Annotated in this window: 12 protein-coding genes and 1 tRNA gene; 3 read left to right on the plus strand and 10 right to left on the minus strand. The window is 66.7% G+C overall.

The window, feature by feature from the left end; all coding sequences use genetic code 11:
• Positions 1-57: 57 nt before the first annotated feature.
• Together SCD90_RS03145 and SCD90_RS03150 are read right to left on the minus strand one after the other, a co-directional pair.
• Entirely contained in the window at positions 58-303 is a 246-nt protein-coding gene (locus SCD90_RS03145; protein WP_319843156.1) for a hypothetical protein, read from the minus strand.
• A gap of 97 nt (positions 304-400) precedes the next feature.
• The gene (locus SCD90_RS03150; RefSeq protein ID WP_319843157.1) at positions 401-1,036 is read right to left on the minus strand and encodes a cell wall hydrolase; all 636 of its coding nucleotides are present in this window, start codon (positions 1,034-1,036) and stop codon (positions 401-403) included.
• A 108-nt stretch (positions 1,037-1,144) separates the two neighbouring features.
• Between SCD90_RS03150 and SCD90_RS03155 the strand changes: the two genes are divergently transcribed.
• The gene (locus tag SCD90_RS03155; RefSeq protein ID WP_319843158.1) at positions 1,145-1,447 is read left to right on the plus strand and encodes an Rdx family protein; all 303 of its coding nucleotides are present in this window, start codon (positions 1,145-1,147) and stop codon (positions 1,445-1,447) included.
• Here SCD90_RS03155 and SCD90_RS03160 read toward each other — a convergent pair.
• From SCD90_RS03160 to SCD90_RS03190, 7 genes are all read right to left on the minus strand, one after another.
• Positions 1,444-3,222: an SLC13 family permease gene (locus tag SCD90_RS03160; RefSeq protein ID WP_319843159.1), complete on the minus strand. Its 1,779-nt coding sequence runs from the start codon at positions 3,220-3,222 to the stop codon at positions 1,444-1,446. The genes SCD90_RS03155 and SCD90_RS03160 overlap by 4 nt on opposite strands.
• A 96-nt stretch (positions 3,223-3,318) precedes the next feature.
• The gene (ada, locus tag SCD90_RS03165) at positions 3,319-4,380 is read right to left on the minus strand and encodes a bifunctional DNA-binding transcriptional regulator/O6-methylguanine-DNA methyltransferase Ada (protein WP_319843160.1); all 1,062 of its coding nucleotides are present in this window, start codon (positions 4,378-4,380) and stop codon (positions 3,319-3,321) included.
• An 85-nt stretch (positions 4,381-4,465) separates the two neighbouring features.
• Positions 4,466-4,705, minus strand: a complete 240-nt coding sequence (locus tag SCD90_RS03170) for a hypothetical protein (RefSeq protein ID WP_319843161.1) — start codon at positions 4,703-4,705, stop codon at positions 4,466-4,468.
• A gap of 106 nt (positions 4,706-4,811) precedes the next feature.
• Positions 4,812-4,888: transfer RNA gene (locus tag SCD90_RS03175), tRNA-Arg, on the minus strand.
• A 73-nt stretch (positions 4,889-4,961) separates the two neighbouring features.
• Positions 4,962-5,927 carry an L-histidine N(alpha)-methyltransferase gene (egtD, locus tag SCD90_RS03180; protein WP_319843162.1) on the minus strand — a complete coding sequence of 322 codons (966 nt, stop codon included), beginning with the start codon at positions 5,925-5,927 and terminating at the stop codon, positions 4,962-4,964.
• Positions 5,927-7,219 carry an ergothioneine biosynthesis protein EgtB gene (gene egtB, locus SCD90_RS03185; protein WP_319843163.1) on the minus strand — a complete coding sequence of 431 codons (1,293 nt, stop codon included), beginning with the start codon at positions 7,217-7,219 and terminating at the stop codon, positions 5,927-5,929. Before egtB ends, egtD begins: the two co-directional genes overlap by 1 nt.
• Positions 7,220-7,321: 102 nt before the next feature.
• Positions 7,322-7,957, minus strand: a complete 636-nt coding sequence (locus tag SCD90_RS03190) for a peroxiredoxin (RefSeq protein ID WP_319843164.1) — start codon at positions 7,955-7,957, stop codon at positions 7,322-7,324.
• A 185-nt stretch (positions 7,958-8,142) separates the two neighbouring features.
• Here SCD90_RS03190 and SCD90_RS03195 point away from each other — a divergent pair, with 185 nt between their 5' ends.
• Positions 8,143-9,183, plus strand: a complete 1,041-nt coding sequence (locus SCD90_RS03195; protein WP_319843165.1) for an acyltransferase family protein — start codon at positions 8,143-8,145, stop codon at positions 9,181-9,183.
• 278 nt (positions 9,184-9,461) lie between these two features.
• On the opposite strand, the gene oxlT is transcribed toward SCD90_RS03195, so the two are convergent.
• A complete protein-coding gene (oxlT, locus tag SCD90_RS03200; protein ID WP_319843166.1) occupies positions 9,462-10,760 on the minus strand; it encodes an oxalate/formate MFS antiporter in 1,299 nt (432 codons plus the stop codon).
• Between the two features lie 283 nt (positions 10,761-11,043).
• Between oxlT and polA the strand changes: the two genes are divergently transcribed.
• The gene (gene polA / locus SCD90_RS03205) at positions 11,044-14,070 is read left to right on the plus strand and encodes a DNA polymerase I (protein ID WP_319843167.1); all 3,027 of its coding nucleotides are present in this window, start codon (positions 11,044-11,046) and stop codon (positions 14,068-14,070) included.
• The last annotated feature ends 38 nt before the right edge of the window (positions 14,071-14,108 follow it).

The raw sequence follows: 14,108 nt of genomic DNA on the forward strand, positions 1-14,108 counted from the left end.
GCCAGAACGTGCGCGGTCTGCTTGCCCCCACGCGGCCTGCCGACCTGCCGAGGCAGGTCAATCGTCGCGCGAGAGGTCGCGCTCGGGTGCCGCGGCGGCGAAGCGGGCGATCTCCGACCGCATGAAATCAACCATGTCCCCGCCGGCCGCCTCCATCAGTTCGGCGGCGGACAGCCCTCGCTCCCCGGCATCGGCCATGCAGGCCTGCGCCAGGGCTTCTGCTGCACCGGCATCGGTGGTCGCGACGTTCTGGACGGTCCATCCGGTCAGGAAGGTCAGGGCTGAGGGACGCTCTACGGTCACGGAAAGGAGGCTCCGAACGGGAAGGTGCTCCCGTCTAGCGCAAGCGCTCGCGATGCGGAACCTTCAAACGTCGGGCTGTGCGCTTGCGAGCCAGCGCTCAGCGGACGCTGACCAGTTCAGTTTCGGGCAAAGGAGGCAACTGGCTCGGGCTGGGTATCTGCACCTGCGCCAGCATTGAGGCCTGATTGACGGCGATCAGGTCGTCGATGCTGGACGCGCCGTTGCGCGCCACCTTGATCAGCGGGCCGGGATCCGCGCCCTTCGGCATCTTCTCGTAGAAGGCGTTGCCGCCCTCGATGGAGACGTAGCGCATATTGTTGTAGCCGGGCTGGTAGCCGGCGGTGTGGAAGAACAGCACCTTGCCGACGCCCGGATGGCGGCGGCCCTTCAGCACCTGCCCGGCCATCTTGTGCGCACGGGCGGCGCTCGCGGGCTCCGTCATGGGCCGGGACAGGACGCCGGGCGCGAACTGACGCGGCTGGCCGACAACCGCGCAGACATCCCGGGAGAACTTGCCGGACTCCGCCCGGTTCATCACGACGGTGCCGACGGCCAGCATGCCGGCGTCGCTCGAGCGGTTCGACTCGAAATACATGGCGCGCGCGAGGCATTCCTGGCTGCTCATGCCACGGCTCACCGGGCGCTTGGACGTGGTCGCGCAGCCGGCCAGAACAAGACCGGCGATCGCGACCACGGCCACACGGCGCACAACACCGCAAAGTGCTTGGGACATACGCAAAACTCACCCGCACCGCGCTTTTCACGCAACGACCGACAGCTATCGCGGAAAGTGGTTTCGGAAGTCTTGCGCTCCGGCCCGAAGGCGAGGAAATCTCGCGTCATGGAGCACCACCCGCGCATCGCCATCACCTATTGCACGCAGTGCCAGTGGCTGTTGCGCGCCGCATGGATGGCGCAGGAACTGCTCTCCACCTTCGGGCCGGATCTCGGCGAGGTCGCGCTGGTTCCCGGCACGGGCGGCACGTTCCAGATTCACTACGACGGCGATCCGGTGTGGGACCGCAAGACGGATGGCGGCTTCCCGGATGCAAAGACGCTGAAGCAGCGCGTGCGCGACCGGCTGGATCCCGGCCGCGATCTCGGCCATTCGGACCGAAAGGCGGACGCGCCGGAGCCGCGCTAGACCGCCCAGAACATCAGGATCAGCGGCACGCCGGCTACAACAACCAGGATCGAGAGCGGAAAGCCAAGCCGCGCATAATCGCCGAAGCGGTAGCCTCCCGGCCCCATCACCAGCGTGTTGCACTGGTGGCCGATGGGGGTCAGGAAATCGCAGGCCGCGCCGAGCGCCACCGCCATCAGGAACGGCTCAGGCTGGTAGCCGAGCCCCTTGGCGAAACCCGCCGCGATGGGAGCCATGACCAGCACCGTCGCCGCATTGTTCAGGAACGGCGTCACCGCCATCGCCACGACCAGGATCAAGGCGAGGGCTCCCCACGGCGGAAGGCTGTGCGCGACGCCCGACAGCCAGCCCGCCAGCAGGTCTGTGGTGCCGGTGGTGCGCAGGGCATCGCTGACGGGGATCAGCGCGCCGAGCATGATCAGGATGGGCCATTCCACCGCGTCATAGGCCTCGCGCAGCGGCAGCGCGCCGGTCAGCATCATCAGCACAGCCGCACCGAAGAAGCCGATGGCAACGGGCAGGTGGAAGAAGCCGACGAGAACGATCGTTGCCGCCAGGATGACCAGCGGCACTACGGCCTTGCGGCGGCTTCCCAGCACCAGCGAGCGGTCCGCCAGCGGCAGCACGCCGATCTCTTTCATGGTGTGCGGCAGGCTGGTGCGGTTGCCGTTCAGCACCACGACGTCGCCCGCCCGCAGGCGGATGTCGCGGATGCGCTCGGTCAGGCGCTCTCCGGCCCGGCTGACGGCCACCAGATTGATGCCCCAGCGCTCGAACAGGAGCAGCGAGGACACGGTCCGGCCCACCAGCAGCGAACGCGGGTCCACCACGCCCTCCACCGAGCCGATCTCGTCCGTCGGGTCCTGCTTCGCGGCCGGGCGGTCCTCGCCCTCGAGCACGAGGCCGGCGCGCGCGGTCGCCGCCTCGAGCACATCGGGATCGCCGGAGAGGAGCAGGATGTCCCCCTCGCGGATCGCCGCGTCCGGCAGCGGTGCCGCAATGCGGCGCTTGTCGCGGACGATGGCGATGATGGACAGCGACCCACCTTCCGCCATGGCCTTAAAGTCGGCCAGGGTCCTGTCGACGAGGGCGGAACCCTCCGCGACCCGCGCCTCCGTCACATAGTCCTTGATGGCCACCGCCTCGTTCATCGAGGAAGCTCCGCGCCTGTCGCGGGGCAGCAGCCTGTAGCCGAAGGTGAGGAAGACGACGCCGGACAGCGCGATGCCGAGGCCGACAGGCGTGAAGTCGAACATCCCGAAAGGCTCGCCGGTCAGTTCCTCCCGCATTCGGGCCACGATGATATTGGGCGAGGTGCCGATCAGGGTCACGGTGCCGCCGAGCAGGGCACCGAAGGACATGGGCATCAGGAAGATGGAGGCCGACTTGTTCTCGCGCCGCGCGATCTGCATGGCGATGGGGATCATCATGGCCAGCGCCCCGATGTTCTTGATGACCGCCGAGAGCACGGTGACGGTGAAGACCAGCGCGAAGACTTGGGCGCGCTCGCTGCGGATGTGCGGCGACACCTTGTTCAGCGCAGCTTCCAGTACGCCCGTGCGGGCGATGGCGGCGCTGACGACGAGGGCGCTGCCCACCACGATCACGATGTCGTCCGAGAAGCCGGAGAAGGCCTCCCCTGCGGGCACGATGCCGACGAGCAGCGCGGCGAGGAGGCCGAGCGCCGCCACGAGGTCGTAGCGGATGCGGCCCATGAGAAAGAGGACCATCATCGCCGCGATGACGGCGACGGCAAGATATTGCTGGGTTGTCATGCGGAGCCCGGGCAGGGGAAAGGCCGAGGTGAACACCCGCCGATGATTGCGGTTCCCCGGAGCCGCGGCACTGTGCCCTTGTGCGCAAAAGGGGCTTCAGCCCTCCCCGCGCTCCCGCTCCAGCAATCGCCGCTTGCGGTCCACGCCCCAGCGGTAGCCGGACAGTCCGCCATCGCTGCGCACCACGCGGTGGCACGGCACGGCAATCGCAAGCGGGTTGGCCGCGCAGGCGCCGGCGACGGCGCGCACCGCGCCGGGAGCCCCGATGAGCGCCGCAAGCTCGGCGTAGCTGACCGTCTGGCCGGGGGGGATCGCCCGCAGTGCCTGCCAGACCCGGTGCTGGAAGGCCGTTCCGCGTATGTCGAGCGGCAGGCCCACATCCTGCCCGCCGCCATCGACCAGCGTGGCGACGAGGGCCAGCAAAGAAGCGAAGTCCGCTCCACCGGGATGCAGGTCCGCACGCGGAAACCGCCGCCTGAGATCCGCCTCGAGACTTGCGGCATCCTCGCCTATCAGGATGGCGCACAGGCCGGTGTCCGTGCGCGCCGCAAGGACGAGGCCCAGGACGGTCGGCGTGGTGGCGAACTCGACACGCATGTCCTGCCCTCCCCTGCGATAGGCCGCAGGCGTCATCCCGAGAACGCTGTCCGCGACGGCGTAAAAGCGGCCCGGCGATGCATAGCCTGCCTCGTAGATGGCGCCTGTCGTGTTTGATCCCGTAGCAAGCGCCTCCCTCATGCGCCGCTCGCGGACTGCGCGTGCATAGGCGGCAGGCGTGACTCCCGTGACGGCACGGAACACCCGCTGGAAGTGGAACGGGCTGAGACCCGCGTCATGCGAGAGCTTTCCCAGACCGGGAGCATTCTCCTCCGCCTCGATCGTCCGGCACGCCGCTTTCACGAGGCGCTGTTGCCCCGCGCGCGGGTCTTCGCCGTCAGGCCGGCACCGCAGGCAGGCGCGAAAGCCGGCGCGCAGCGCCTCCCCCGCATCCGCATAGAAGATGACGTTCCGAACCTGCGGGCGGCGCGACGGACAGGACGGGCGACAGAAGATGCCTGTGCTGCGGACCGCGTAGACGAAACCTTCCGCCTCGCGCCGTTCAAGCACCGCCGTCCAGCGCGGGTCATCCTCCCGAATTGCCAGCGGCTCTGCACCCATCTTGAGGCCTCCACATATCTGCGCCTGTGCTAGCGCGACTGCGATGCGCCCGCATCCCGTTCCTTGCGGTCAAACCATCGGCATCTCACGAGGCTCCGGCCCGGGCATCCACGAGCGGGATGAAGCGGGACGCCTCGAACGCCCGGAGGTGGAGAGGCAGGCTTGGCGTCGTGATCTCGCCGAGTTCGACGCCGTATTCACCCTTGGCGTCGAGAGCGGGGTAAACGCGCGACACGGTGTAGACCGCCCCGCGCTGCAACACCCTGACACCGCCGGCCGGAGGCTCATCGCGAACACAGATCACCCGCTGACCGATCCTGAACATCAAGCCTCCGAACGCATGATGCGGCACCTGCGCGGCGCCACCAAGTGCTTCGGGGTTTCAAGAGGCGAGAGAGATGCGGATCGGCGTCCGGTCTATGCCGGGAAGATGGCGCACCCATCAGGATTCGAACCTGAGACCTTTGCCTTCGGAGGGCAACGCTCTATCCAGCTGAGCTATGGGTGCAATGCGCGATCGCCGGCTAGCTTTAGCGAAAGCCCGGCCGCTCGGCAATCGGGCTTGCACCGGGTGATGCGGATTAGTCCTGCCGGGTAAGGCAGAACACGGCGAACAGGCCGTCTGTGTCCGTAAAGCGCTCCGGCACTTTCCAGCCTGCGCGCCCGGCCAAAGCTTCCAGATCGTCCACTGAGTACTTGTAGGAATTCTCGGTGTGGATGGTCTCGCCCGCGCCGAATTGGAAGCCCTGCCCTGCCACTTCCACCCTCTGGTCGGCCAGGCTTTCCAGATGCATCTCGATGCGGCTCTCCACGGGATTGAAGAAGGCGCGATGGCGGAATGCGGCGACATCGAAGGTGCCGCCGAGTTCACGGTTCATCCGGTGCAGCAGGTTCAGGTTGAACGCCGCCGTCACGCCGGCGGCATCGTTATAGGCCGCCTCGAGCCGCCCGACCTGCTTGCGGAGGTCCACGCCCAGCACGAGGAGCGACGCCTCGCCGAGGGTCTCGCCCGCCTGCCGCAGGAAATCCGCGGCCTCCGGCGGCGTGAAATTGCCGATGGTGGAGCCCGGGAAAAAGCCGACGCGCCGCCCCGGCAGATCGGCGGGAAGATGCACGGCGCGCGTGAAGTCGGCGGCCATCGGCACCACGTCGAGGCCGGGATAGTCCGCCCGCAACGCCGATGCCGCGCTCCGCATATGTTCGGCGCTGATGTCGATGGGCACATAGGCCGCCGGGGCGTCCATGGCGTCGAGCAGGATCCGCACCTTGGTGCTCGACCCCGAGCCGAACTCGACGAGCGAACAGCCCGCTCCGGCGCGGGCGGCGATGCGGCCGGCCGCGTCCCGCAGGATGCCGGTCTCGGTGCGTGTCGGGTAGTATTCCGGCAGATCGCAGATGCGGTCGAAGAGCTGGGAGCCCGCCTCGTCATAGAAATATTTCGCAGGCAGCGTTTTCTGCGCTCGCCCAAGCCCTTCCAGCACATCACGCGCGAAGGGCTGGGGCCAAGGCTCCTCCGCGTCCGGCCGCGCAGCCAATGCAAGGGCCATCAGATATCCTCTGCCAGCCGCAGGCCGGCAAAGGCCCATCTCTGGTGCGGATAGAAGAAGTTGCGGTAGGTGGCGCGGATGTGCCCGTCAGGCGTGGCGCAGCCGCCGCCGCGCAGCACCATCTGGCCCGACATGAACTTGCCGTTGTACTCGCCCAGCGCACCGGGCGCGGCCTTGTAGCCGGGATACGCGGTGTAGGCGCTGGCGGTCCATTCCCAGACATCGCCGAACATGCCCGAGGGCCGGCTCTCCGCCGGCACGCCCGCGACCGGACGCAGGAAGCCCGAATCCATGAAGTTGCCGTCCTGCGGCAGGTCCCGAGCGGCCACCTCCCACTCGGCTTCCGTCGGCAGTCGCTTGCCGGCCCAGCGCGCGAAGGCGTCGGCCTCGAACCAGCTGACATGCACGACGGGCGCATCCGGATCGACCCGATGCTGGCCGGAGAGGGTCATGGCCTCCCAGCCACCGGAGGTCTTCTCCCAGTAGAGCGGCGCCTCGTACTCGCCGCGCTTTACGCGCACCCAGCCGTCCATCATCCAGAGGTCGGAACGCGCGTATCCGCCGTCCTCGATGAACGCGATCCATTCCGCATTGGTCACCGCGCGCGAGGCGAGGCGGTACGGACGCAGCAGCACTTCGTGGCGCGGGCTCTCGTTGTCGTAGGAGAACGCATCGCCCTTGTGGCCGATCTCGAACACGCCGCCGGCATGGTCGAGCCATCGCAGATCTTCCGCCTGCCGCGCGACGGACGCCTTCCACGGCCGGTAGGCGGGGCGAAGGGGATTTCGCGAGAACAGGTTCAGCACGTCCATCAGGATGAGCTCCTGATGCTGCTGCTCGTGATGGCAGCCGATCTCCACCAGGGGAGCGATCGTCTCCCAAAGGCCCTCGTCGGCGCTGTCCATCAGCCGGTTCATCGCCGATGTCACATAGTCGCGATACGCGGCTACCTCGTCCACCGTGGGGCGCGTGATCAGCCCGCGCTCGAAGCGATTGTGGCGCGCGCCGGCGGCTTCGTAATAGGAGTTGAACAGGAAGGCGAACTGCGGATGCGCCACCTCGTAGCCGGGCGCATGCGGCACGAGGATGAAGGTCTCGAAGAACCACGAGACGTGCGCGAGGTGCCACTTCGTGGGGCTGCAATCCGGCATGGACTGCACCACCTGGTCCTCGGGCTGGAGCCCTGCGGCGAGATCCTCGCTGGTCGCGCGGACGCGCTCGAACATGGATTGAAGGCGCAGGGAGGTGTCGCCGCGCCGGCCCTCCACGCGGTCTGCCCGCACATCACTCATCGCCGCTTCTCCTTACGCGGCTGAGATAGTGCCTCGGCCGCGTAAGGGAAGATCGTGGGCGGCCTCCCCGGAAAGCCGCCGGATGTCAGATCCCCCTTGGGATCACTCCGCCGGCTGTTCCGTCATGCGCAGATAGGGCTTCAGCGCCGTCCAGCCCTTGGGAAAGCGCTCGCGCGCCGCCTCGTCGGAGACGCTGGGCACGATGATGACGTCGTCGCCCTTCTGCCAGTCCGCGGGCGTCGCTACGCTGTGCTTGTCGGTCAACTGCAGGCTGTCGATGGTGCGCAGGATCTCGTCGAAGTTCCGCCCCGTCGCCGCCGGATAGGTCAGCGTCAGGCGCACCTTCTTGTTGGGATCGATGATGAAGACGGAGCGCACCGTCATCGTGTCCGAAGCATTGGGATGGATCATGCCGTAGAGGTTCGACACCGTCTTGTCGGCGTCCGCCAGCAACGGGAAGTTCAGCCGCGCGCCCTGCGTCTCCTCGATGTCGTCGGCCCAGGTGCCGTGATTGTCCAGCTTGTCGACGGACAGGCCGAGCGGCTTCACGCCCCGGCACTCGAATTCCGGCTTCAGCTTGGCGACCGCGCCGAGTTCCGTGGTGCACACGGGCGTAAAGTTCTTAGGATGCGAGAACAGGACGACCCAGTCGCCGCCGGCCCACTCGTGAAAGCTGATGCGGCCTTCGGTGGACTCCTGCTCGAAATCCGGTGCGACATCGCCGATGCGGACGCTCATCACTGCTTCTCCTGACAAGGTTATGCCGGAGGCGATTAGGCCAATTCATCGAAAACACGCAAGTGCAAAGTTTGTCCTTCGAATTTTACGGGATACCCATGTTGTTATTGCGTAAACCTTAAACTTTGAATGATCCCCGCTCAGGCTCCTCCACCGCTACAGTGGAGCCCTGCTGGAACCCGATCATGCCGCAAGTCTCTGCCGCGATTACTAACGAACGTGTCGCCTGGGTCGACTATTCGAAGGGCATCTGCATCCTTCTGGTGGTCATGATGCACGCAACCTTGGGCGTCGAGGACGCGGTCGGGAAGACAGGCTTCATGCACTACATGGTGGAGTTCGCGCGTCCCTTCCGGATGCCGGATTTCTTCCTGCTCTCAGGCCTCTTTCTGGCGCGGGTGATCGACCGCGACTGGCGGCTCTATCTCGACCGCAAGGTAGTTCACTTCTTCTACTTCTACATCTTGTGGCTGCTCATACAGGGCGCATTCAAGTGGCCAGGCCTGGCCCTCAGCGAGGGGCCGGCGGCGGTGGCCGAGCAATTCCTGCTGGCACTGGTCGAGCCCTTCGGCACGCTGTGGTTCATCTACCTGTTGCCCATCTTCTTCGTCGCGGCCAAGCTCCTGAAGCCGGCGCCGCGCTGGCTGGTGCTGGTGGCGGCCGCGGCGCTCGAAATGGCCGTCATCCACACCGGATGGACGGTGATCGACGAATTCGCGGAGCGCTTCGTCTACTTCGTGATCGGCTGGACGTTCGCGCCGCACATCTTCGCCTTCGCGCGCCGCGTGGGGCGTGAACCCCTCCCTGCACTGGTCGGCCTGCCCGCCTGGGCAGCTGTGAACGCGCTCTGTGTGGCCCTTGGCATCGCGACGCTGCCGGGCATGGCGATGCTGCTGGGCCTTCTCGGTTCGGCCGCCATCGTCGCCATCGGAACGCTGCTGGCGCGTGCCCGCCTCGGCGAATTGATCCGCTTCGCGGGCGAGCATTCCATCACGATCTACCTTGCCTTCTTCCTTCCCATGGCCGTCAGCCGCCTCGTCTTGCTGAAGACGGGCATCGTCACCGATGTCGGCTGGATTTCGCTGATCGTCTGGCTCTCGGCCGCGTTGTCCCCGCTCGTGCTCTATCTCGCGATCAGAAAGACCGGCTGGGGCACGTTCCTGTTCGAACGGCCGAAGGCTTTTCGCATCGACCGGCCACGACGGAAGCTGGCCCCGGCGGAGTAGGCCAGACCGCCTGGGATGTCGGCTGCGTGGCTCTGCTTCCTCGGGAGCGAGCCGCACGTGATGCCTCATCCTGAGCCTGTCGAAGGATGCTGGGACGCGCCGCGAACGGCCAGCATCCCGGCCAGCCATCGAGAAGCCCCGCCTCCATCATCCTTCGACAGGCTCAGGATGAGGCCGTGCAGCGGTCTCGTGCAGCGCGGTCCAATGGTGACCTGCCCACAAGCAAAAAGGCGGCGGGCACAGGCCCGCCGCCTCGAAGTCCTTGAAGTCCGCCTGCCTTATTCGGCCGGCTGGATCACGCCGGTCTGCACCGTGTTGGCCTTGGCTTCGCGGATGGTGCGGGCACGCATCGGCTTCAGCACGAAGAGCGCCACGATGGCGGCCAGGGCGTTGACCGCGGCAGCGGCGTAGAACACGCCCTCCCACGAGCCCGAAGCCTCGTACATGATGCTGGCGACCGGGACTAGGAAGCTGGCGGTTCCCTTTGCGGTGTAGAGCAGGCCCGCATTGGTCGCGGCGAACTTGGAGCCGAAGGTGTCGGCGCAGGTTGCCGGGAACAGCGAGTAGATCTCACCCCATGCGAAGAACACGAGGCCCGTGAGCAGCGTGAACGCGATCGGGTCGTGGCCGAATTCCCACATCAGGACGATGCCGACGGCTTCGAGGGCGAAGCAGATGAACATCGTGTTCTCGCGGCCGATATGGTCCGACACCCAGCCGAAGAACGGGCGGGTTACGCCGTTCAGGATGCGGTCGATGGCGAGCGCGAAGGTCAGCGCGGGCAGCGTCAGGCCCATCATGGACACGGGAACGTCCGCGATCTGCCAGTCCTTGGCGATCGGGGCGATCTGCGCGGTCACGACGAGACCGCCGGCGGCGACGAGCACGAACAGGGCGTACATCACCCAGAAGACGGGGGTCTTCACCATCTCCATCGGGCCGTAGTCGCGGCGGCTCTGCATGCTGTTCGCAGCAGGCTTCGGCAGCAGGGCCGTGTTCGGCTTGGCCAGCAGGAAGCCCAGCACCAGCACGATGCCGCCCTGGATCAGGCCGAACACCATGAAGGTGTGCTCATAGCCCGAAGAGGCGATCATGTTGGCGATCGGGATGATCGTGATGGCCGAACCCGCGCCGAAGCCGGCAGCCGTGAGGCCGGCGGCGAGGCCGCGGCGATCCGGGAACCACTTCAGTGCGTTGCCGACGCAGGTGCCGTACACCGCGCCCGCGCCGATGCCGCCGAGGGCAGCGCCGAGGTAGAGCAGGAACAGCGAGTCCGCGATGGAGTTCACCATCCACGCCAGGGCGCAGAGGATGCCGCCGACGATGACGACGATCTTGGGGCCGAACTTGTCGACGAACCAGCCTTCGACCGGAACGAGCCAGGTCTCGGTCACGATGAAGATCGTGAATGCGATCTGGATGAGGGACAGGTCCCAGCCGTGCTTGGCCTGGATGGGCTTCACGAACAGGGTCCAGCCGTACTGAAGATTGGCCACCATGGCCATGCACACAATGCCGATGACCAGCTGCATCCAGCGGCCGCCCAAGGGCTGAGACGTTGTTTCAACTGAAGACATTCCCGTCTTCCTCCTAGACTTATTGTTTGTCGTTCCGCCCGAGGGCCCTTGGCAGGTCCGGGAGCGATACCGCCTCGCGGCGAGCGTCGAAGTCGCTCCTCGTGGGGCGCGGCTCAGCTATGTTCTGTAATCATCACTGGGTAAAAAGTACCGTAGACTTTGGTAGTAGATATACGGTAGCCCACAGGTTGCGGGCGAAACGCGGCGCCGACGCGGGTGATTTGAGGAAGGTGGCCGAGGACTCGGCTTCCCCGCCGCGGGCCCGCGGTCCATATTCCCGGCCATGACCGAACAGCAGCCCATCAAGCCCGGCGATCACGTCTTCCTCGTCGACGGGTCGTCCTTCGTGTTCCGCGCCTACTTCCAGTCCATAAACCAGGACGCGAAGTACAATTACCGCTCGGACGGGCTGCCCACGGGGGCGGTGCGGCTGTTCTGCACGAAGCTCTACCAGTTCGTGCGCGAGGGCGCGGTCGGCATCCGGCCCACACATCTGGCCATCGTCTTCGACAAGTCGGAGGCCACGTTCCGCAAGGACGTCTATGCCGACTACAAGGCCAACCGGAAGGAGCCGCCGCCGGACCTCGTTCCCCAGTTCCGGCTGATGCGCAAGGCGGTGAAGGCGTTCGGCCTGATCCCCGTCGAGAAGGAAGGCTTCGAGGCCGACGACCTCATCGCCACCTACGCGCAGGAGGCGGAAGCCGCCGGCGCCGACGTGCTCATCATCACCTCCGACAAGGACCTGATGCAGATCGTGACGCCGAAGATCGGCTTCTACGATTTCGAGAGCGGGGCCAAGGGCCGGCCCGGCTACCGTCCGGAGCGGCGCATCGATATCGACGGCGTCATCGACTATTTCGGCGTGACGCCGGATCTCGTCACCGACGTGCAGGCGCTGGTGGGCGACACCTCCGACAACGTGCCCGGCGTGCCCGGCATCGGCATCAAGACCGCCTCGATGCTGATCAAGGAGTACGGCTCGCTCGACAACCTGCTGGCCAGCCTCGACACCATCAAGCAGCCCAAGCGCCGCGAAAGCCTGATCCAGTATGCCGACCAGGCGCGCATGTCGAAGCGGCTCGTCACGCTGGACTGCAAGGTGGAGACCACTGTGCCGCTGCCGGACCTGCAGGTGGCCGAGCTCGACGCCCGCCGCCTGCTGGCCTTCACCAAGGCCATGGAATTCACCACCCTGACCAAGCGGGTGGCCGAGGCCACAGGCACCGACGCCAATTTCGTGGAGCCCGATCCGGAGCTGCGCGCCGGCACGGGCCGCTACGCCCAGCAGGCCTCGGAGGACAGCTCGACCGTCGAGGGCGGCGACACGGAGGACGCCCCCGTCCGCTTCGAGCGCGGCAAGGTCTCGCGCGGCACCGGCGCCAAGACCGGCGAGGCCGCCAACGGCGCGCACACCCCGCAGAGCTTGGCCGAGAAGGTCATCGCGGAATCGCGAGACACCCCCTGCGGGCGCGAGCATTACGACACCGTGCGCACGGTGGAGCGCCTCGACCAGTGGATCGCCGCCGCCCGCGAGCAGGGCCGCGTCGCCATCGACACCGAAACCACCAGCCTCGACGCCATGCAGGCCGAGATCGTGGGCATTTCGCTGGCCGTGCAGCCCGGCCTCGCCTGCTACATCCCCATCGCGCATGAGAGCGGCGACGCCGATATGTTCGGCGGCGGCCTCGCGCCCGACCAGATCCCGCTCAACACGGTTCTCGAGCGCCTGAAGCCCCTGCTGGAAAGCCCGGCGGTGCTGAAGGTCGGCCAGAACATCAAATACGACCTCTTGGTCTTCGCCCGCCACGGCATCGACCTCTCCCCCGCCGACGACACCATGCTGCTGTCCTACGCGCTCGACTCGGGGCGCGGCACGCACGGCATGGACGAGCTGGCGCAGCGCTGGCTCAGCCACACCTGCATCGCCTATCGCGACGTCACCGGCACCGGCAAGGCGCGCCTCGGCTTCGCCCGCGTGCCCATCGAGAAGGCCGCCGAATATTCCGCGGAGGATGCTGACATCACCTTGCGCCTTTGGCGCGTGCTGAAGGCCCGCCTCGCCGCCGAGGGCATGACCGGCGTCTACGAGACTTTGGAACGCCCCCTCGTCCCGGTGCTGATGCGTATGGAGCGGAACGGCATCGCCATCGACCGCCAGATGCTGAGCCGCCTGTCCGGCGAGTTCGCGCAGACCATGGGCGGGCTGGAGGCCGAGATCTTCGAGCTAGCCGGCGAGAGCTTCAATCTCGGCTCGCCCAAGCAGCTGGGCGACATCCTGTTCGGCCGCATGGGCCTGCCCGGCGCCAAGAAGACCAAGACCGGCGCCTGGGCCACCGGCGCCAATGTGCTGGAGGAGCTGGCCGAGGCCGGGCACGATTTGCCGCGCCGCATTCTCGACTGGCGCCAGCTCTCCAAGCTGAAGTCCACCTACACCGACTCGCTGCAGACCTATGTGCACCCCGAGACGAAGCGGGTGCACACCTCGTTCTCGCTGGCCTCGACCTCGACGGGGCGGCTGTCCTCGTCCGAGCCCAACATCCAGAACATCCCCATCCGCACCGAGGCCGGGCGCAAGATCCGCAAGGCCTTCGTGGCGGAGCCGGGCCGCAAGCTGATCTCGGCGGACTATTCCCAGATCGAGCTGCGCGTGCTGGCCCATATGGCCGACATTCCGCAGCTCAAGGACGCCTTCGCCAAGGGCCATGACATCCACGCCATGACGGCGTCCGAGATGTTCGGCGTGCCGATCGAAGGCATGCCGTCCGATGTGCGGCGCCGCGCCAAGGCCATCAATTTCGGCATCATCTACGGCATCTCGGCCTTCGGCCTGGCCAACCAGCTGGCCATCCCGCGCGACGAGGCCGGCGCCTACATCAAGAAGTACTTCGAGCGCTTCCCCGGTATCCGCGACTACATGGACCGCATGAAGGCCGAGGCGAAGGCCTGCGGCTTCGTGCGCACCCTGTTCGGCCGAAAGTGCCACTACCCGCTGAACGAGGCCCGCTCACCGGCCGAGCGCGGCTTCCTGGAACGCGCCGCCATCAACGCCCCCATCCAGGGCACCGCCGCCGACATCATCCGCCGCGCCATGATCCGCATGGAAGACGCGCTGAAGGCCGAGCGCCTCTCGGCCAGGATGCTGCTGCAGGTGCACGACGAACTGGTGTTCGAAGTGCCTGATGATGAGGTGGAGGCGACTTTGCCGGTAGTGCGGAGGGTTATGGAGAATGCGCCGCTGCCGGCGGTGGAGCTGGCCGTGCCGCTGCAGGTGGACGCGCGGGCTGCGGACAATTGGGATGAGGCGCATTGAGGGAGTAGAAGCATCTATTTCCGGCACGTCTTGAAAGG

The sequence above is a fragment of the Terrihabitans rhizophilus genome (assembly GCF_033898525.1).
Classification (GTDB): domain Bacteria; phylum Pseudomonadota; class Alphaproteobacteria; order Rhizobiales; family Methylopilaceae; genus Flaviflagellibacter; species Flaviflagellibacter rhizophilus.

Excerpts from the sequence above, each read along its gene's own strand:
- polA (WP_319843167.1), top strand. The coding sequence starts at position 11,044 with ATGACCGAACAGCAGCCCATCAAGCCCGGCGATCACGTCTTCCTCGTC.
- oxlT (WP_319843166.1), bottom strand. The coding sequence starts at position 10,760 with ATGTCTTCAGTTGAAACAACGTCTCAGCCCTTGGGCGGCCGCTGGATG.
- SCD90_RS03150 (WP_319843157.1), bottom strand. The coding sequence starts at position 1,036 with ATGTCCCAAGCACTTTGCGGTGTTGTGCGCCGTGTGGCCGTGGTCGCG.
- SCD90_RS03195 (WP_319843165.1), top strand. The coding sequence starts at position 8,143 with ATGCCGCAAGTCTCTGCCGCGATTACTAACGAACGTGTCGCCTGGGTC.
- SCD90_RS03160 (WP_319843159.1), bottom strand. The coding sequence starts at position 3,222 with ATGACAACCCAGCAATATCTTGCCGTCGCCGTCATCGCGGCGATGATG.
- SCD90_RS03190 (WP_319843164.1), bottom strand. The coding sequence starts at position 7,957 with ATGAGCGTCCGCATCGGCGATGTCGCACCGGATTTCGAGCAGGAGTCC.
- egtB (WP_319843163.1), bottom strand. The coding sequence starts at position 7,219 with ATGAGTGATGTGCGGGCAGACCGCGTGGAGGGCCGGCGCGGCGACACC.
- ada (WP_319843160.1), bottom strand. The coding sequence starts at position 4,380 with ATGGGTGCAGAGCCGCTGGCAATTCGGGAGGATGACCCGCGCTGGACG.
- SCD90_RS03155 (WP_319843158.1), top strand. The coding sequence starts at position 1,145 with ATGGAGCACCACCCGCGCATCGCCATCACCTATTGCACGCAGTGCCAG.
- SCD90_RS03170 (WP_319843161.1), bottom strand. The coding sequence starts at position 4,705 with ATGTTCAGGATCGGTCAGCGGGTGATCTGTGTTCGCGATGAGCCTCCG.
- egtD (WP_319843162.1), bottom strand. The coding sequence starts at position 5,927 with ATGGCCCTTGCATTGGCTGCGCGGCCGGACGCGGAGGAGCCTTGGCCC.